At 73.3% G+C, this 18,997-nt stretch carries 15 protein-coding genes; 4 read left to right on the top strand and 11 right to left on the bottom strand.

Annotation, left to right across the window (positions count from 1 at the left end; all coding sequences use genetic code 11):
* Positions 1–28 precede the first annotated feature (28 nt).
* Both RGE_RS14450 and RGE_RS14445 read right to left on the bottom strand, forming a co-directional pair.
* A complete protein-coding gene (locus tag RGE_RS14450; RefSeq protein WP_014429166.1) occupies positions 29–1,597 on the bottom strand; it encodes a cation:proton antiporter in 1,569 nt (522 codons plus the stop codon).
* Positions 1,598–1,716: 119 nt separating this feature from the next.
* Positions 1,717–2,652 carry a LysR family transcriptional regulator gene (locus RGE_RS14445; RefSeq protein ID WP_014429165.1) on the bottom strand — a complete coding sequence of 312 codons (936 nt, stop codon included), beginning with the start codon at positions 2,650–2,652 and terminating at the stop codon, positions 1,717–1,719.
* 110 nt (positions 2,653–2,762) lie between these two features.
* Between RGE_RS14445 and RGE_RS14440 the strand changes: the two genes are divergently transcribed.
* Positions 2,763–3,539 (top strand): SDR family oxidoreductase, encoded by a 777-nt coding sequence (locus RGE_RS14440; protein WP_014429164.1) that lies wholly within the window; start codon positions 2,763–2,765, stop codon positions 3,537–3,539.
* Positions 3,540–3,556: 17 nt separating this feature from the next.
* The gene (locus tag RGE_RS14435; RefSeq protein ID WP_014429163.1) at positions 3,557–4,348 is read left to right on the top strand and encodes an SDR family NAD(P)-dependent oxidoreductase; all 792 of its coding nucleotides are present in this window, start codon (positions 3,557–3,559) and stop codon (positions 4,346–4,348) included.
* A gap of 49 nt (positions 4,349–4,397) precedes the next feature.
* On the opposite strand, the gene RGE_RS14430 is transcribed toward RGE_RS14435, so the two are convergent.
* From RGE_RS14430 to RGE_RS14390, 9 genes are all read right to left on the bottom strand, one after another.
* Positions 4,398–4,769, bottom strand: a complete 372-nt coding sequence (locus tag RGE_RS14430; RefSeq protein ID WP_014429162.1) for a hypothetical protein — start codon at positions 4,767–4,769, stop codon at positions 4,398–4,400.
* Positions 4,770–4,786: 17 nt separating this feature from the next.
* Entirely contained in the window at positions 4,787–7,930 is a 3,144-nt protein-coding gene (locus tag RGE_RS14425) for an efflux RND transporter permease subunit (RefSeq protein ID WP_014429161.1), read from the bottom strand.
* A 15-nt stretch (positions 7,931–7,945) separates the two neighbouring features.
* Positions 7,946–9,055, bottom strand: a complete 1,110-nt coding sequence (locus RGE_RS14420) for an efflux RND transporter periplasmic adaptor subunit (RefSeq protein ID WP_014429160.1) — start codon at positions 9,053–9,055, stop codon at positions 7,946–7,948.
* Positions 9,052–9,615, bottom strand: a complete 564-nt coding sequence (locus RGE_RS14415) for a hypothetical protein (RefSeq protein WP_014429159.1) — start codon at positions 9,613–9,615, stop codon at positions 9,052–9,054. Before RGE_RS14415 ends, RGE_RS14420 begins: the two co-directional genes overlap by 4 nt.
* Positions 9,612–10,841, bottom strand: a complete 1,230-nt coding sequence (locus RGE_RS14410) for a TolC family protein (protein ID WP_014429158.1) — start codon at positions 10,839–10,841, stop codon at positions 9,612–9,614. The genes RGE_RS14415 and RGE_RS14410 overlap by 4 nt, the downstream gene beginning before the upstream one ends.
* Before the next feature lie 102 nt (positions 10,842–10,943).
* Complete coding sequence (locus tag RGE_RS14405; protein WP_014429157.1) at positions 10,944–11,348, bottom strand: hypothetical protein; 405 nt, start codon at positions 11,346–11,348, stop codon at positions 10,944–10,946.
* Positions 11,349–11,388: 40 nt separating this feature from the next.
* Complete coding sequence (locus RGE_RS14400) at positions 11,389–12,537, bottom strand: ammonium transporter (protein ID WP_409077218.1); 1,149 nt, start codon at positions 12,535–12,537, stop codon at positions 11,389–11,391.
* Between the two features lie 278 nt (positions 12,538–12,815).
* Positions 12,816–13,898 carry a sensor histidine kinase gene (locus RGE_RS14395; protein ID WP_014429155.1) on the bottom strand — a complete coding sequence of 361 codons (1,083 nt, stop codon included), beginning with the start codon at positions 13,896–13,898 and terminating at the stop codon, positions 12,816–12,818.
* Positions 13,895–14,608, bottom strand: a complete 714-nt coding sequence (locus RGE_RS14390) for a response regulator (RefSeq protein WP_014429154.1) — start codon at positions 14,606–14,608, stop codon at positions 13,895–13,897. The genes RGE_RS14395 and RGE_RS14390 overlap by 4 nt, the downstream gene beginning before the upstream one ends.
* 124 nt (positions 14,609–14,732) lie before the next feature.
* On the opposite strand from RGE_RS14390, the gene RGE_RS14385 reads away from it, so the two are divergent.
* Positions 14,733–15,851: an efflux RND transporter periplasmic adaptor subunit gene (locus RGE_RS14385; protein WP_043784133.1), complete on the top strand. Its 1,119-nt coding sequence runs from the start codon at positions 14,733–14,735 to the stop codon at positions 15,849–15,851.
* Between the two features lie 14 nt (positions 15,852–15,865).
* A complete protein-coding gene (locus RGE_RS14380) occupies positions 15,866–18,997 on the top strand; it encodes a multidrug efflux RND transporter permease subunit (RefSeq protein WP_014429152.1) in 3,132 nt (1,043 codons plus the stop codon).

The following is an 18,997-nucleotide window of genomic DNA, read 5'->3' as shown; positions in this document are numbered from 1 at the left end:
CGGCCCGGGTCCGTCCGCTGCCGCGGCCTTACTCGGTGGCATCGGCGTTCGCCGCCCGCAGCGGGTCGGAGACCTCCATCCAGTCCAGGTCGTTCTCCAGGCGGTGGAAGGCGTCGTCGCCGATCTCGCCGCTTTGGCGCAGCGTCAGCAGCGCCGCCCGCGCGGCCCGCAGCGCGCTGCGGTAGGCGGTGTCGCATTCCGCGCCGAAGGCGGCATTCGGACCGTCCCGCAGGTGCATCTGACCCAGGCGGATCGTCAGCTCGTGGCGCACGAGATCGACGGCCGGCGAGCCGCCGGCCGGCAGGTGCCTGCAGGCCGCCTGCAGCAGGCGCTCGCGTGCCAGCCGTTCCTCGTGGGCGACCGGGTCGCCGTCGTCGAGCTTCAGGGCGCAAAGCAGCGGTCTCAGCGTGAGGCCTTGCAGCAGCAGGGTCCCGAGCACGACCAGGAAGGCGGTGAGCACGATCATGTCGCGTGCCGGGAAGCCTTCGGGCAGCGCCAGCGCGGCGGCGAGCGTGACGATGCCGCGCATGCCGGCCCAGGCGATCACCAGCCCGCTGCCCGCGGTGGGCTGCAGCATCGGGCGCGGCGGCCGGAAGCCGAAGCGGCGGTCGCGCCAGCGCAGCACCGCGTTGAACGACATCTGCCAGGCGATGCGCACGCCGATGACGGTCGCCAGCACCGCGGCGCCCACCGTCAGGTATTGCTCGCGCAGCGCCGGGGCCAGCTCGACCAGGATCGGCCTGATCTGCAGCCCGATGAAGATGAACGCGAAGATGTTCAGCGCGAAGACGACCGTCGCCCAGACCGCGTTGGTCGGCAGGCGCACGCGGGCCGGCACCCGTGCCGGCGCGGTGCGCGACAAGGTCATCGCGAAGCAGACCGTCGTCAGCACGCCCGACAGCCCGACGCGCTCGGCGAACAGCCAGACGCCGATCGCGCCGAGGAAGGTCAGGATGATCGAGGTCGGGATGTGCTGCACACGCTCGAGTGCACGCTGCACCAGCCAGCCGAGCACCGGCCCGGCGACGAGGCTGCCGGCCACGCCGAGCAGAAAGGTCGGCGCCACCGCCTGCACCGAAAAACCGCCCGCCGCGACGGCGCCGACGGCCAGGCGATAGATCAGCAGCGCGCTGGCGTCGTTGAGCAGGCTCTCACCTTCCAGGACGCTCAGCAGCCGCTGCGGCGGGCGCAGCGGGCGCAGGACGGCCGTCGCCGCCACGGCATCGGGCGGGGCGACGAGCGCGCCCAGCGCGACCGCCGCCGCCCAGGGCACGCCGGGCGCGAGTGCATGCACGACCAGCGCCACCGCCGCCGTCGTCAGGCCGATCGCCACGACCACCAGGCCGAGCAGCGGCCCCCAGTTGTCGCGAAGGTCGCGCAGCGAGGCGTCGAAGCCGGCGTCGACGAGCACCGGCGCGACGAACAGCGCCAGCACCAGTTCGGGCGGCAGGCTCAGCTGCGGCGCCCCGGGCACGAAGGCCAGCAGCGCGCCGCCGATCGCCAGGAACACCGGATACGGCGCACCGACCCGCCGCGCCGCCGCGGCCAGCACCACGGCGGCGAGGAACAGCAAGAGAACCTGCTCGAACGCCGCCATGCGGCGCAGTGTCGCGGGCCGAAGAACGGCCGTCCGCGAGCGCGCCTCAACCCCATGGCCGTCACGGGAGTTTTCACGCCACACGACGCCGCCCGTCGGCCTGCGGCGGCGAGGAACTCCTAGCCCAGCGGCGGCGCGAACCGATCCGCATGCCCGCTGGCGCGGAACTGCTCGACGATGTAGTCGACGAACACCCGCAGCTTGGCCGGCAGCAGTCTGCGGCTGGTGTAGTAGATCGACAGCGGCCGCGCCTCGGCGTGCCAGCCCGGGAGCACGCGCGCCAGGGCGCCGCTCTCCAGCAGCGGCAGGGCGTGCGGCAGCGGCAGCATCGCGATGCCGAGCCCCATGGCCGCGGCGCGCGCCATGGCTTCGGGGTCGTCCAGCACCATCACCGGCCGGACGTTGGCGACCAGTTCCTCGCCTTCGGCGTTCTTCAGGGACCACGGCACCGTGCGCCCGGTGACCAGCGAGCGGCGCAGCAGGCCGTGGTGGCGTGGCAGATCCCGCGGATGCCCGGGCCTGCCCTGGGCCTTCAGATAGTCCGGCGAGGCCGCCAGCACGAGCTGCACCCGCGCCAGCTCACGCGCGATCAGGGCGTCGGTCAGCTCGATGCCGCCGCCGATGGCGACGTCGAAACCCTCGGCCACCAGGTCGACCTGGTGATTGTCGAAATGCAGGTCGGGCAGCACCTCGGGGTAGCGGCGCACGAACCCGGCGAGCAAGGGCAGCACGTACTCGCGGCCGACCGTCGGCGCCAGCGCGATCTTCAGCGTGCCGGCGGGCTTGCCGGCACCCTGGCGCAGCTCGGTCAGCGCGGTGCCGATCTCGTGCCACGGCAGCCGCACCTGGCCGTAGAGGCGCTCGCCGTCGGTGGTCAGCGCCAGGCTGCGCGTGCTGCGCTGGAAGAGGCGCACGCCCAGCCGGGCCTCCAGCTGGGCCACGCTCTTGCTGACCGCTGCCGGCGTCAGGCCCAGGCGGCGCGCCGCAGCCGAGAAGCTGCCGGCGTCGGCGGCCGTGATGAAGGCGTCCAGCGCGCCGCGGAGTTCGGTCGACATCCACCGTCTTATACCGAAGGTTGAAACTGAACGCGCGATTCGCTGGCTACCGCGACGAGATGCCGCCGCCCACACTGGACGCCTCCAACCCGAGTCCGAAAGGAAGCGACATGAACACCGCCCTCCACGCCAACCCGTCGACCGCCGCCCTGCCTCTGGCCGGCAAGGTCGCCTTCATCCACGGGGGCTCGCGCGGCATCGGCGCCGCGACGGCACGCCGACTGGCGCGCGACGGCGCCACCGTCGCCGTCGGCTACGCGGCCTCGGCCGGTGCGGCCGAGGCGCTCGTCCGGGAGATCGTCGCCGGCGGTGGCCAGGCCGTCGCCGTCAAGGCGGACGGCAACGAACCGGCCAGCCTGAGCCAGGCGATCGACGGCGTGGCGGATCGTTACGGCCGCCTCGACATCCTGGTCAACAGCGCCGGCGTGCTGACCCTCGCGCCGCTGGAGCAGTTCACGCTCGCCGACTTCGACCGCACCGTGGCCGTCAACATCCGCTCCGTGTTCGTCGCCACGCAGGCCGCCGCCCGGCACATGAAGGACGGCGGGCGCATCGTCAACATCGGCAGCACCAACGCGCAGCGCATGCCGTTTGCCGGCGGCGCGCCGTACGCGATGAGCAAGGCCGCCCTGGTGGGCCTGGTCAAGGGGCTGGCGCGCGACCTGGGCCCGCGCGGCATCACCGTGAACAACGTGTCTCCCGGCCCGGTGGACACCGACATGAATCCGCAGACCGGCGACTTCGCCGCGACCATGCACGGCCTGATGGCGATTCCTCGCCACGGCCGGGCCGACGAGATCGCCGGCATGGTGGCCTACCTGGCCGGCCCGGAAGCGGCGTTCGTCACCGGCGCCGACCTGCTCATCGACGGCGGCTTCGCGGCCTGACACGGGAGATCACCGAGATGGACCTTCAACTCGACGACAAGCTGGCCCTCGTGAGCGGCAGCACGGCCGGCATCGGCTACGCGATCGCGCGCACGCTGGCCCAGGAGGGCGCGGCCGTCATCGTCAACGGGCGCACGCAGTCGGCCGTCGACGACGCGGTGCAGCGCATCCGTGCCGAGACGCGGGGCACCGTGCACGGCCTGGCCGCCGATCTGAGCGACGCGAACGCCGCCGAGCTGGCCGTGCGGCAGTTCCCCGGCATCGAGATCCTCGTCAACAACCTCGGCATCTTCGAGCCCAAGCCGTTCGAGGAGATTCCCGACGAAGACTGGCGACGCTTCTTCGACGTCAACGTGCTCAGCGGCGTGCGGCTGGCGCGCCTGGTGCTGCCGGCGATGAAGCGCGCCAACTGGGGACGGATCGTGTTCATCTCCAGCGAAAGCGCCGTGCAGATCCCGAGCGAGATGATCCACTACGGCATGACCAAGACGGCGCAGCTCGCCGTGTCGCGCGGCCTGGCCGAGTCCGTCGCCGGCACCGGAATCACGGTCAACAGCGTGCTGCCCGGCCCGACCCGGTCGCGCGGCGTGGGCGACTTCGTCGAAGACCTGGCGCGCTCGGGCGGCAAGAGCTTCGAGCAGGTCGAGGCCGAGTTCTTCGAGCAGGTGCGGCCGACCTCGCTGATCAAGCGTTTTGCATCGCCGCAGGAAGTGGCCTCGCTGGTCGCCTACGTCGCCAGCCCGCTGGCCTCGGCGACGACCGGCGCCGCGCTGCGCGTGGATGGCGGGGTGGTCAAGAGCGCGTTCTGAGGCCGCACACCGCGGCTTCGCTGAACCACGCGCCCGCCCGCCCCGCAGGTCACGGCGCGAAGCGCACCGTCAGCGGCGCGGCGCCGGGCCGGTTCACGGTGGCCACGGCCTTGGCGCCTTTCTCGACGAGCAGGCCGGCGGCCTCGAGCTTGTTGCCGCCGGCCGGCTTCAGCGCCGCTTCGCTCTTGCGCGTGCCGTTGAGCACGACGAGGCGGCCGCTCATCGCCGACGCGTCGGCCGGTTTGCCGTGGTCGACCACGTACAGCGCCGCGCCGCCGGCCTGCGGCACCAGTTCGAACTGCAGGTCGGCGACGAGTTGCACGACGCCGCCGTACAGCGGCTTGGCGTCGCCGTGGGCCAGTGCGGGGACGGACAGCGCGCACGCGAACGCGGCGGCCAGGGACAGGTAGCTTCTTTTCATCGTGATCTCCGACAGGGTCAAAAAGCCTCGCGCGGCCGGCCTGCAGGCGTGTCGGCCGGCGCGGAGGAGGAGGCGAGCAGGCGTTCGGCCGCGCGGCGGCCGAAACGCAGGAACAGCACCGGCGTCAGCAAGGTGTCCAGCAAGGTCGAGCTGACGAGGCCGCCGAAGATGACGACGGCCACCGGGTGCAGGATCTCCTTGCCCGGCGCGTCGGCCGACGTCAGCAGCGGCGTCAGCGCGAAGGCGGCGACCAGGGCGGTCATCAGCACCGGCGTCAGCCGCTCCAGCGAACCGCGCACGACCAGCGCCTCGCCGAAGGGCTCGTGCTCCAGCCGCATCAGGTTCAGGTAGTGGCTGATCTTCAGGATGCCGTTGCGCGACGCGATGCCGGCCAGCGTGATGAAGCCGATCATCGACGCCACCGACAGCGACACGCCCGTCAGCCACATCGCCACGACGCTGCCGATCAGCGCCAGCGGGATGTTGGCCATGACGATGGCCGCCAGCAGCGCCGAGCGGTAGCGCGAGACCAGCACCAGGAAGACCATCGCCAGCGACACCGCCGACAGCGCCGCGATCAGCCGCGTGGCCTGCTCCTGGGCCTGGAACTGGCCTTCGAGGCTGACCGACACGCCCTCGGGCAGTGCCGTCGCGGCGATGGCGGCGCGGATGTCGCCGACGATGCGCGCCATGTCCGAGCCGTCGCCGTTGGCGTAGACGACGATGCGCCGGCGGCCGTTCTCGCGCCCGATCTGGTTCGGGCCGTCGGTCTCTTCCAGCGTCGCGATCGCCGCCACCGGAATGCGGCCGGACGGCGTGTCGATCAGCGTCTGCGCCAGCGCCTGAGGGCTGCGCGCCATGTCGGGCAGGCGCAGCACGAGGTCGTAGCGGCGCGCGCCGTCGACGATCTGCGCCGCCGTCGTGCCGTCGGTCAGCGCCTGCAGCACGCGCACCGCCTCGCCCGGCGACAGGCCGGCCTGCGCCGCCTTGCGCGGGTCCAGGCGCACGGCCAGCTGCGGGATCAGCACCTGCTTCTCTACGCTCAGGTCGACGAGGCCGGGCACGCCGGCCAGCGCCTGCCGCAGCTGCTCGGCCACGCCGCGCAGCGTGTCGGTGTCGTCGCCGAAGACCTTGATCGCGATCTGCGCGCGCACGCCCGACAGCAGGTGGTCCAGCCGGTGCGAGATCGGCTGGCCGACGCTCACCTGCGCCGGCAGCACCGCCAGCACGCGCCGGATGTCGGCCATCACCGCGTCGCGGCTGCGCTCGCCGGGTTTCAGGTCGACCTCGATCTCCGACGAATGCACGCCCTCGGCGTGTTCGTCGAGTTCGGCGCGGCCGGTGCGACGGCCGACCTGCACGACCTCGGGCACCGTCAGCAGCAGCGACTCGGCGAGCGCGCCGATGCGCCCGCTCTCGGCCAGCGAGGTGCCGGGCTCGAGCAGCACGCCGACGACGGCCGAGCCTTCGTTGAAGGCCGGCAGGAAGGCGCGCGGGAAGAACGGCACGCTGGCCGCGGCGGCGGCCACCGCGACCAGGGCGACGCCGATCAGCGCCTTCGCGTGCCCGAAGGACCAGGCCAGCAGCCGCTCGTCCCAGCGCTTGAGCCGCGCCACCAGCGGGCTGTCGCCGCGGTCCAGCGTCTTCATGCGCGGCAGCAGCCACGAGGCCAGCGCCGGCGTCACCGTCATCGACACCGCCATCGAGGCCAGCACCGAGACGATGTAGGCGATGCCCAGCGGCGTGAACAGCCGGCCCTCGATGCCCGGCAGCGCGAACAGCGGCACGAAGACCAGCACGACGATCAGCGTCGCGTAGACGATGCCCGAGCGCACCTCGACGCTGGCCTGGCGCACGACCTCGAACACCGGCAGCGGCGCCGCCAGCCCGCGGTTGTGCCTGAGCCGGCGCAGGATGTTCTCGACGTCGACCACGGCGTCGTCGACCAGCTCGCCGATGGCGATCGCCAGGCCGCCCAGCGTCATCACGTTGATCGACTGGCCCAGCGCCTTGAAGACCAGCGCCGTCACCGCCAGCGACAGCGGGATCGCCAGCAGCGAGATCAGCGTCGTGCGCGCCGACAGCAGGAAGGCGAACAGCACGATCGCGACCATCACCGCGCCGTCGCGCAGCGCCTCGCCGACGTTGCGCACCGAGGCCTGGATGAAGTCGGCCTGGCGGAACAGCACTTCCGGCGCGGCCAGGCCGGCCGGGCGGGCGCGCGCGATCTCGTCGAGCGCGGCTTCGATGTCGCGCGTCACGCGCACCGTGTCGGCGTCGGGCTGTTTCTGGATGCTGAGGATCACCGCCGGCGCGCCGTCGTGGCCGGCGTCGCCGCGTTTGACGCCGGCGGCGAAGCCGACGCGCGCGACCTGCTCCAGCCGCACCGGCCGGCCGTCGCGCCAGGCGACGGCCATGCCTTGCAGGTCTTCGGCGCTCGCCGTCCGGGCCAGATGGCGGATCAGGAACTCGCGGCCGCAGAGGTCGACGAAGCCGCCGCCGGCGTTGGCGGCGAAGCCTTGCAGCGCGCTCTCGATCTGGCTCAGCGACACGCCGGCCGCCGCCATGCGCGTGCCGTCGGGCTCGACACGCAGCTGGCGCCGCTCGCCGCCGATCGGGATCACCTGCGCGACGCCGGGCACCGACAGCAGGCGCGGGCGCAGCACGAAGTCGGCGTACTCGCGCGCCTGCATCGGCGTCACCGCGGCGCCGGCCGAGGCGTCCAGCGGCAGCGCCAGCAGCATCACCTCGCCCATGATCGAGGACACCGGGCCCATCGTCGGGTTGACGCCGGCCGGCATCTGCTCGCGCACCAGCGCCAGGCGCTCGGCGACGAGCTGGCGGTTGCGGTAGACGTCGGTGCCCCAGTCGAACTCGGCGTAGACCACCGACAGGCCGACGCCCGAGCTCGAACGCACGCGCGTGACGCCGGGCATGCCGTTGAGCGCCGTCTCCAGCGGATAGCTCACGCGCAGCTCGACCTCCTCGGGCGCCATGCCGCCGGCCTCGGTCATCACGGTGACGACCGGCTTGTCCAGCGCCGGAAAGACGTCGACCGGCATGCGCGTGGCGCTCAGCGCGCCGTAGACCAGGAGCAGCGCCGCCACGGCCAGCACCAGCAGCCGGTTGTGCAGGCTGTGGCGGACGATCCAGTTGAACATGTCGTCTCCCGGCCTTCAGCGGATCTGCGCGACGAGGTTCGCGCCCTGCACGACCACGCGCACGCCGGCCTCGACGCCCGCGACGAGAACCCGCGTCGCGTCCAACGGCTGCACGCGCACCGGCCGGGCAACGAAACGCTCGGCGCCGGTCTTGAGCCAGACCACCGGCTCGTTGGCGGCGTTGCGCACCACGGCGGCGGCCGGCAGCACGATGCCCGTCACGCGGCCGTCCAGCGTCGCCACCACCTGCACCGGCTGGCCCAGGGCCAGCGGCAGCCCGTCGCGCCCGCGCACGGTGGCGCGAAAGCTGACCGGCATCGCACCGTCGCGCAGCGAACGGGCCGCGCCCAGCAGCGTCAGCTCGACGCCGGGCTGGCCTTCGAGCGTGCCGCCGACGACGGCGGTCGCGATCGCCGGGTCGGCTGTCGTCGCCTCGACGAGCAGGCGGCCGGGGTCGACGATCTCGAACAGCAGGTCCCTGGGCTCGACGACCTGGCCGGCGACGACGTCGGCCCGCGCGACGACGCCGTCGACCGGCGCGAGCAGCGCCTCGGTCGCGCCGACGCTGCCGGCCAGCGCCCGTTCGCGGCCGGCCAGGCTCTGCACCGCGGCCAGTGCGGCCTCGATCTCCTTGCGCGGCACCGTGCCCTCCAGCGACTGCAGGCGTTCGGCCTGCTGCCGGGCGAGCTGCAGGCTGCTGCGCAGCTCGGCCAGCTGCGCGCGCTGGTTGGCCGCCTCGACCGGGCTGGCGTTGAACACGACCTGGGCCAGCAGCTCGCCTTTGCGCACCTTCTGTCCGGGCAGCGGCAGGCCGCGTGGCCCGGGGCGCACGGTGCCGCCGGTGGCGGTCTGCACGCGGCCGCCGTGGTTCGGGTCCATCACCACGCGCGCCGGCAGCACGACGCTGCGTGCGGCTTCGCCGGGCGCGGCGAGCTGGGTGCGGATCTGCAGCCGGCGCTGCACCGGCATCGGCAGGGCGACGCTGCCGTCGGGCAGGCGTGCCGGGGCCTCGGCCGCCGTCGCGGCGGGCGCCGCGAGCTGCCGGCCGTCGGCGTCGTGCGCGCCGGGTCCGGCCTGGGCGCTGGCCGCCAGGGCCAGCAGCGTGTGGACGATCAGGCGCTTCATACGGTGCGCTCCCGGGTGACGGACTGGCGCCGGCGCCAGACGAAGACCAGGCCCGCCGCCGTGGCCAGCGCGAGCAGGGCGCCGCCGGCCAGGCGGCCGCGGGCCGGGGTGCCGGCCGCGCCGGCGTCGGCCGCGGGCGGCGGTGCGATCGCGACGGTGGTGTCCAGCAGGTCGGCGTCTTCGCCGGCGGTCACCGTCAGCACCAGCGCGTGCTGGCCGGGGGTGGCCAGGGCGGCGACGAACGCGGCGTCCGCGACGAGGTAGTCGCCGCGCTCGGCGCGGTAGCGCGCCAGGGCCTTCAGCGTGTCGAGCTCGAGTTCGATCGCGGCCCCGGCGACCGGCTCGCCGGTGGCGAAGCGGTTCAGCCACAGCGTCAGCGCGCCGTCGTCGAGCCGGCCGACGACTTCGAACAGCTCGGTCGCGGTTTCGAAACGCGGGCCGGTGCTCATGGCGGGCGAGGGCGCATGCGGGGCGTCGCCGTGCGGTTCGTCGCCGTGCGCGGCGGCAGCGCCGGCGGCGATGGCCAGGCTCAGCAGCCCGGCGTGGATCAGGGGGTTCATGGCATCAGTCCTCGTGCCAGTTCGACTCGCAGCGCCGCCAGCGCCGCGGCGACGGCCTGGCGGCGTGACGCGGCTTCGGCCTGCGCGGCTTGCGACAGCGCGCGCAAGGTCTCGGGCAGCGGCGTCTGGCCCGCGTCGAACGATTTCTGGATCAGCGCGGCGCGCTCGCGCAGCAGCCGTGCGCGGGTGGCTTCGTGCCCGGCCTGGCGGCGCGAGGCCTCGGCCTCGCGTTCGGCCGCGGCCTGTTCGAGCTCCAGCTCGCGCCGCAGCCCGGCCTCGTGCGCCTCGGCGAGTTCGACTTCGGCCAGCGCCGCGCCGAGCAGCGCTTCGTTGCGCCCGGCGGTGGCCAAAGGAATGCGCAGCGCGACGCCGATGCCGCGGGTGTCGGGTTCGCCGCCGCCGACTTCCTGGTGCGCCCGCACGACGAGCTCCGGTGCGTCGCGGCGCGACAGCCGCACCGCGTCCAGCCGCTTGTGCGCCAGGGCCAGCCGGGCCGTCGCTTCCTGCAGCAGCGGGTGCGTCGCGTGCAGGCGCGCCGGCGGCGGCTCCTGCGGTGGCGGTGGTGGCGGCAAGGTCGCCAGGCCGGTCAGCGCCGTCCAGCGCGCTTCGGCGTTCTGCCGCTGCAGCGTCGCGCGGGACAGGGCGTCCTGGCTGGCCAGCTGCTCGGCGTCGGCGGCCAGGGCGTCGGCGCGCGCCAGGTCGCCGGCTTTCACGCGGCGCGCGACGTCCTGGGCCAGGGCGTCCAGCTCGCGGGCCTGGACTTCGGCGGCCTCGGCTTCGGCGCGCTGGGCCCAGACCGCGGCGGCGGCGTCGACGACGCTGCGCGCCAGCTGAAGCCGCGCCGCGTCGGTGGCGGCGGCCGCGGCGGCCGCCTGGGCGTCTGCGGCGGCCAGGCGCGCGTCGCGCTGGCCGGGCAGCCACAGCGGCAGCGCGATGCCGACCTCGGTCTCGCGGCTGCCGGTGCCGGCCTGGCGTTTGCGCAGCTGGTCGAACTCGAACGAGGGCGAGCCGGCCCAGGTCGACGAAGCGGCGGTTCGTTCGGCGAGCGCCGAGCGCCGCTGGCCGCCGGCCTCGGCGGCCAGCACGCTGCGCTGCCAGGCGGCGTCGATCGCGCGGCGCCAGGCGCCCGTGGGCGGGTCGGCCGTCTGGGCCGCGGCCCGCAGCACGACACCGGCCGAGAGCGCCGCTGCCGCGATGGCCAGCGCACGCAGGGTGGGGGAAGACATGGAATCCTCGAAGCGGTCTGACGCGTGGACGACGGGGTCCACGCCGCGGCCCGGGCCGTTCAGGCGCGGGTGATCGAGGCCTCGCGCGGAGGCCTGTCGGCGTCAGATGCTTCGGGGAGGGCGCTCCTGGCCATCGGTCAGATGGCTTGGCGCGGGGGCGTCGTGATGCACCGTCCGGCGGTCCGGCTGCGGCAGCGGCGCCGGCAGCGTCGGAGCCTCGGCGACCAGCGGCGACATCGAGCAGCTGGCGGTGCAGGTGTTGCACTTGGCCGTGCCGCCGGGCGTCGCGGGGTGGTCGTCGTCGGCGTCGGCGGCCTCGTCGTGCGCGGCGTGGGTCGCGGCGGCGGGCTCGCAGTCCGGGGCCGCCACGGCGGCGTGGCTCGCGTGATCCGCCGCGGCCGCCGAATGGCCCGCGTGCCCGGCGCACAGCAGCACCTCGGCCACCGCTCCCCGGAACGGGAGCAGCGTGGCCAGCAGCACCAGAACGAGCAGGCGGATCGTCTTCACGGCGGACAGCTTAGCACCGAGGCCGGGAGTAACCCGCCGGCTACCAGGCCGCTTCGCGCTCCGGCGTCGAGCCGATGCGGTGGATCGACAGATCGGCGCCGTCGTACTCCTCCTCGGCGCCGAGGCGGATGCCGACCACGGCCTTGAGCACGCCGTAGACGGCGAAGCCGCCGAGCAGCGCCCAGGCGACGCCGGCCAGCGTGCCGGCCAGCTGGGCCTCGAAGCCGACGCCGCCGGTGCCGCCCAGCGCGTGCTGGCCGAAGATGCCGCAGGCGATGCCGCCCCAGGCGCCGCACAGGCCGTGCAGCGGCCAGACGCCCAGCACGTCGTCGATCTTCCAGCGGTTCTGCGTCTGCGTGAACATGAAGACGAAGATCACGCCGGCGACCGCGCCGACGACCAGCGCGCCGGCCGGGTGCATGACGTCGGAGCCGGCGCACACTGCCACCAGCCCGGCCAGCGGGCCGTTGTGCGCGAAGCCGGGGTCGTTGCGGCCCATCGCCACCGCGGCCAGCGTGCCGCCGACCATCGCCATCAGCGAGTTCACCGCCACCAGGCCCGAGGCCTTGTCCAGCGTCTGCGCGCTCATCACGTTGAAGCCGAACCAGCCGACGACGAGGATCCACGCGCCCAGCGCCAGGAACGGGATGCTGGACGGCGGGTGCGCGCTGATGCCGCCGTCCTTGCGGTAGCGGTTGCGCCGCGCGCCGAGCAGGATCACCGCCGCCAGCGCGACCCAGCCGCCGACCGCGTGCACGACGACGCTGCCGGCGAAGTCGTGGAACTCGGCGCCGGTCGTGGCCTTCAGCCAGGCCTGCAGGCCGAAGTGCTGGTTCCAGGCCACGCCTTCGAACAGCGGGTAGACCAGGCCGACGAGCACCGCGGTGGCCATCAGCTGCGGGCCGAAACGCGCGCGCTCGGCGATGCCGCCGGAGATGATGGCCGGGATCGCCGCGGCAAAGGTCAGCAGGAAGAAGAACTTCACCAGCTCGTAGCCGTTCTTGGCGGCCAGCGTCTCGGCGCCGGTGAAGAAGCTGGTGCCGTAGGCCACCGTGTAGCCGACGAAGAAGTAGGCGACCGTCGAGATCGCGAAGTCGACCAGGATCTTGACCAGCGCATTGACCTGGTTCTTCTGCCGCACCGTGCCCAGCTCCAGGAAGGCGAAGCCGGCGTGCATGGCGAGCACCATGATGGCGCCCAGCAGGATGAAGAGCGCATCGGCGCCCTGACGGATCGAGTCCAAATCGGGAGTCCCTCCAGCGTGCCGCCGTTCGCTGGCGGGCTTGCCTCTGTTTCTGCACCGCCCACGGGCAGGCGGCGCACCGAGGAAGCAAGTTGCAGGCCCGCATTGGTGCGGTCGCCTTGTCCGGGTGCGCACCGGCGCGACGCCGTCGCCGCACTGGTTCAGTGCGGAGCTTGTTCGTGCCGGTGCATCGGCCGGGGCCTGGGTCTGGCCTCGCCGCGGTTTCAGTCGCTCGCGGCTTGCGCGACCGGCCAGGCGAGCCACACCGCCGTGCCACCGCCGGCGAGCGGCTCGCTGCCCACCCGCCCGCCGTGCGCCTGGGCGATCGCCTTGACGACCGCCAGCCCCAGCCCGCTGCCGCCGCTGCGGCGCGAGCGCGACGGGTCGCCGCGGCGGAAGGCTTCGAACAGCTGGCCTTCCAGCTCTGGCGGGATGCCGGGGCCGCCGTCTTCGACGGCCAGCGTCGCCCAGCCCTCGTGCAGCCGCGCGCGCACGCGCAGCGGGCCGGGGTCGGCGTGCATCAGCGCGTTCTCCAGCAGCGCCATCAGCGCCTGGCGGATGCGCACCGGGTCGCAGTCGACCGGCGCCGGCAGCTCCAGTGCGAGCGCGAGCGTGAAACCGCGCGCCGCCAGCCGCGCCTCGACGGCGTGCACGACGGCCGCGATCTCCGCACCCAGGTCGGCCGGCGCGCGCTGCAGGTCGAGGTGGCCGCTGTCGGTGAGGCTCAGCACGCGCAAGTCCTCGATCAGCCGGCTCAGGCCTTCCACCTGGCGCAGCAGGCTTTCGAAGAGCTGCGGGTCGGGCGCGAACACGCCTTCGGTCAGCCCCTGAAGACGCCCGCGCAGCACCGTCACCGGCGTGCGCAGTTCGTGGGCGATGGCGGCGCTCCAGAAGCGGCGCTCCTCGGCCATGGACTGCAGCCGCTCGGCCATCGTGTTGAAGTCGCCGACCAGCCGCGAGGCCTCGCCCAGCGACTCGTCATCGGTGGCGGCACGCGCCTGCAAGTTGCCTTCGGCGACCTCGCGCAGGCTCTCGGCCACCGAGTTCAGCGGCCGCAGGATGCGGCGCGACAGCCGGGTCGCGGCCTGGATCGCGATCGCCAGCGCGGCCGCGGTCGTCGCCAGCATCCAGGCGATCTCGACTTGGTTGGGAACCCAGGTGTCGGAAATGCTGGACGGCGAATACACCTGGAAGAAGGCGTAGAACGCGTACGAGCCCAGCAGCGACAGCAGGATCACGGCCAGCGCCAGCGCCGCCATCGCCAGCACGATCTGGCGCTTGAGCCCGGAGGCCGAGGCGGCGCTCATTCGGCCGCCGCCAGGCGATAGCCGACGCCGCGGATGCTGTGCGGCGAGCCCATCACGCCACAGGCTTCGAGCTTGCGCCGCAGCTTGCTGAGATGGCTGTCGACGGTGCGTTCCTGGGCGTCGCCTTCGGGGAGGCAACTGGCCAGCAGCTCCTCGCGCGAGTGCACGCGCCGCGGCGCCTGGGCCAGGCAGGCGAGCAGGCGGAACTCGGTGGCCGTCAGGTTCAGCAGGTGCCGCCGGCCGTCGACGATCACCGCCGCCTCGTGGTTCTCGCGATCGATCTCGACGGCGCCGGCACGCAGCACCGCCGGCGCCCCGCCGCGCCCGAGGCGGCTGCGCCGCAGCACCACCTGCACACGCGCCACGACCTCGGCCGGGTTGAAGGGCTTGACGACGTAGTCGTCGGCGCCGATGCGCAGCCCGGTCAGCTTGTCGATGTCCTGGTCCATCGCCGTCAGCATGATCACCGGCGTCTGGCCGCGGTGGCGGATCTCGCTCAGCACCTTCCAGCCGTCCAGGCGCGGCATCAGCACGTCCAGCAGCACGAGGTCGGGTTTCAGCGACAGGTGCAGCGCCAGCGCCTCGCGGCCGTCACGCGCGTGCGCCGTGCGCAGCCCGCTGCGCCCCAGGTAGGCGGCGAGGATCTCGGCGATCTCGGTCTCGTCCTCGGCGATCAGGACGAGCGCGTTCAGGGGCTCGGCGGCGGGCATCGCATTTCCTCGGTTCGCCTCCATCGTATCTCCACAAAACCTCGATCGTCCCGCAGCCTGGGGCCGTGACACTGCCGCGCCTCGACGCGCCGGGCCTGACACGGCGCCCGCTTTCGGTGTGGACATGAACGACAACTGGACTCGGTGGGCGGCGCTCGTGGCCGCGGTGGTGATCGCGGGCTGCGCGCCGGCGGAAGACGACACGGGCGCGGCGGCCGCGCCGCGTGTCTTGGTGCAGACGCTGGCGCCGGCCGCGCTGACGGTGTCCGAGGACCTGCCGGGCCGCGTGGCCGCCTGGCGCAGCGCCGAGATCCGGGCGCAGGTCGGCGGCATCGTGCAGCAGCGGCTGTTCGAGCAAGGCGCCGAAATCGCCGCCGGCAAGCCGCTGTTCCGCATCGACCCGCGGCCTTTCCAGGCCGAGCTCGACATGGCCGCCGCCTCGCTGCAGCGCGCCGAGGCGGCGCTGGCGCGGGCGCGGCTGCAGGAGCAGCGCCTGGCGCCGCTGGTCCAGGCCGATGCGGTCAGCCGTCAAGCCTACGACGATGCCCTGAGCGCACGCGACCAGGCCGCGGCCGAGGTCGCGCTGGCCCGCGCGACGCTGGCGCGCCGCCGGCTGGACCTGCAGTTCGCGACGGTGACGGCGCCGATCTCCGGGCGCGTCGACGAGGCCCTGGTCAGCGAAGGCGCGCTGGTGTCGGCCAGCGACACGGCGCCGATGGCGCGTGTGCAGCAGATCGACCGCGTCTACGTCGACCTGCGTCAGCCCGGCGCCTCGGCCGCAGCGGGAGTGCCGGCCGCGGCAGAGGTGCAGATCCTGGATGCCGGCGGCGCCCCGACCGGGCTGGCCGGGCGCGTGCTGATGTCGGGCATCGACGTCGACGTCGGCACCGGCGAGCGGCTGCTGCGTGTCGCCGTCGCGAACCCGCAGCGCCAGCTGCTGCCGGGGCAGTACGTCCAGGCGCGCCTGACGCGGGCGCACTACGACGCGGCGCTGACGCTGCCGCAGCATGCGGTTTTCCGCGTCGGCGGCCAGGCGCGCGTCTGGGTCGTCGACGCACAGCAGCGCGCCCACGCCGTGGCGGTCGAACTCGGCGAACTGGTGCAGCGTCGCTACCGCGTCGCCGCCGGGCTGAAGGCCGGCCAGAAGGTCGTCGTCGCCGGGGGTGAACGCCTGCACGAAGGCGCGGTGGTGGCGGCACGGCCCTGGGCCGAGCCCCAGGTGGCCAGCGCCGTGCGCCGCTGAAGCCGGGGCGCCGCATGCCGCAGTTCTTCATCCAGCGCCCGGTGTTCGCCTGGGTCATCGCGCTGTTCATCGTGCTCTTCGGGCTGATCGCGATCCCGCAGCTGCCGATCGCGCGTTATCCGTCGGTGGCGCCGCCTTCGGTGTCGCTGTACGCCAGCTATCCCGGCGCCACGCCGCAGACGCTGGCCGATTCGGTCGTCGCGCCGATCGAGCGTGAACTCTCGGGCGTACGCAAGCTGCTGTACTTCGAGTCCTCGGTCGACTCGTCCGGCACGGCGCAGATCACGGTCACCTTCCAGCCCGGCACCGACCCCGAACTCGCCCAGGTCGACGTGCAGAACCGCCTCAAGGCCGTCGAGCCGCGGCTGCCGCAGGCGGTGCGCCAGAACGGGCTGCAGGTGGAGTCGGCCGCCTCGGGTTTCCTGATGCTGGTGGGCCTGGTGTCCGACGACGGCCGCCACGACGCGCTGGCGCTCGACGACTACATGGCGCGCCACCTCGTCGAGGAGCTGCGCCGCATCGAGGGCATCGGCCGCGTGCAGCTGTTCGGCGCCGAGCAGGCGCTGCGGGTCTGGGTGCTGCCCGAGCGCCTGGCCGGTCTCGGCCTGACGATGGGCGACGTGGCGCAGGCCATCGAGCGCCAGAACGCGCAGATCGCGCCCGGACGCCTGGGCGACGAGCCGGCGCTGCCGGGCCAGCGCGTCACGGTGCCGCTGACGGTGCAGGGCCAGCTGTCGTCGCCGGAAGCCTTCGCCGCCATCGTGCTGCGCGCCGGCCGCGACGGCTCCAAGGTCGTGCTCGGCGACGTGGCGCGGGTCGAGCTGGGCGCGCAGACCTATGCCTTCTCCAACCGCGAGAACGGCCGGCCGGCCACCAGCGCCGCGCTGCAGCTGTCGCCCGGGGCCAACGCGGTGCGCGCCGCGCAGGCGGTGCAGGAGCGCCTGGACGAGCTGGCGCCGACGATGCCGGCAGGCATGCGCCCGACGGTGTCGTTCAACACCGCGCCCTTCGTGAAGATCTCGATCGAGAAGGTGCTCTACACGCTGGCCGAGGCCATGGTGCTGGTCTTCCTGGTGATGTACCTCTTCCTGCAGAACCTGCGCTGCACGCTGATCCCTGCCATCGTCGCGCCGATCGCGCTGCTGGGCACTTTCGCGGCGATGCTGGCGATCGGCTTCTCGATCAACGTGCTGACGATGTTCGGCATGGTGCTGGCGATCGGCATCATCGTCGACGACGCCATCGTCGTCGTCGAGAACGTCGAGCGCCTGATGGCCAGCGAAGGCCTGTCGCCGAAGGCCGCGACGGCCAAGGCGATGAAGGAGATCACCGGCGCGGTGGTCGCGATCACGCTGGTGCTGACGGCGGTCTTCATCCCGATGGCGTTCGCCAGCGGCTCGGTGGGCGTCATCTACCGCCAGTTCAGCCTGGCGATGGCGCTGTCGATCGGGCTGTCGGCCTTCCTGGCGCTGAGCCTGACGCCGGCGCTGTGCGCCACGCTGCTGCAGCCGGTGTCGGCGGCGCATCCGCGCTCGCGTTTCTTCGCCGCCTTCAACCGCGGCTTCGAGCGCCTGACCGGGCGCTACGGCCGCGGCGTCGCGGCGCTGCTGTCGCGCGGCGGCCGCGTGATGGCGGTGTTCGTGGCGCTGTGCCTGCTGCTGGTGCTGGCCTGGCGCGAGCTGCCCTCGTCCTTCCTGCCCGAGGAGGACCAGGGCTACTTCATGACCTCGATCCAGCTGCCTGCCGACGCCACGGCCGAACGCACGCTGGACCTCGTCAAGGCCTTCGAGGCCCACATCGCGACGCGCCCGGCGATCGAGTCGAACCTCGTCGTGCAGGGCTTCAGCTTCTCGGGCTCGGGGCCGAACGCGGCGATGGCCTTCACGACGCTGAAGGACTGGGGCCAGCGCGACGGCGCCACCGCGATCGAGGAAGTCTGGCGCGTCATGGAAGCGATGCAGGACACGACCGAAGGCCAGGTGATCAGCCTGATGCCGCCGGCGATCGACGAGCTTGGCACCTCCTCGGGTTTCACGCTGGTGCTGCAGGACCGTGCCCAGCAGGGCCAGGCGGCGCTGAAGGCCGCCGAGGCGCAGCTGCTGGCGCTGGCTGCGAAGAGCCCGCTGCTGCGCGAGGTCTACGCCGACGGCCTGCCCGCCGGCAGCAGCCTGCGCCTGGACATCGACCGCCGCAAGGGCGAGGCGCTGGGCGTGTCCTTCGACGCCGTCAGCCAGACGCTGTCGGCGGCGATGGGTTCGCTCTACGTCAACGACTTCCCGCACGACGGCCGCATGCAGCAGGTCATCGTGCAGGCCGATGCGTCGGCGCGCATGCAGCTCGACGACGTGCTGCGGCTGCAGGTGCGCAACGCCGACGGCGGCATGGTGCCGCTGCGCGAACTGGTGACGCCGGTGTGGAGCGAGGCGCCGCTGCAGATGCAGCGCTTCCAGGGCCTGCCGGCGACGCGCATCGCCGGCAGCCCGGCGCCGGGCGTGTCCAGCGGCAAGGCGATGGCCGAGATGGAACGTCTGGCGGCGCAGCTGCCGCCGGGCTACACGGTCGCGTGGACCGGGCAGTCGCTGCAGGAACGCCAGTCGGCCTCGCAGGCGCCGATGCTGATGCTGCTGTCGGCGCTGGTTGTCTTCCTCGTGCTGGCGGCCCTGTACGAGAGCTGGTCGCTGCCGCTGTCGGTGATGCTGGTCGTGCCGCTGGGGCTGGTCGGCGCGGTCGCCGCGGTGGTGCTGCGCGGCCTGCCCGACGACGTGTTCTTCAAGGTCGGCATGATCACGATCATCGGCCTGTCGGCAAAGAACGCGATCCTGATCTGCGAGTTCGCGCGCCAGCTGCACGCCCAGGGCCACGGCCTGGCCGAAGCGGCGTTGCAGGCCGCGCGGCTGCGCCTGCGGCCGATCCTGATGACCTCGCTGGCCTTCACGCTGGGCGTGCTGCCGCTGATGCTGGCCAGTGGCGCCAGCGCCGCGACGCAGCACGCCATCGGCACCGGCGTCTTCGGCGGCATGCTCAGCGCCACGCTGCTGGCGGTGTTCTTCGTGCCGGTGTTCTTCGTCCTGGTCGTCGGCGGCACCGAACGCTGGCAGCGCTGGCGCGGCCGCCAGGCCGACACCACGCCGCCGCAGGAGGTTTGA

The sequence above is a fragment of the Rubrivivax gelatinosus IL144 genome, assembly GCF_000284255.1.
GTDB classification, from domain to species: Bacteria; Pseudomonadota; Gammaproteobacteria; order Burkholderiales; family Burkholderiaceae_C; genus Rubrivivax; species Rubrivivax gelatinosus_A.
Note: the sequence above shows the minus strand (reverse complement) of the source record. Positions and strands in the feature narration are given on the sequence as shown.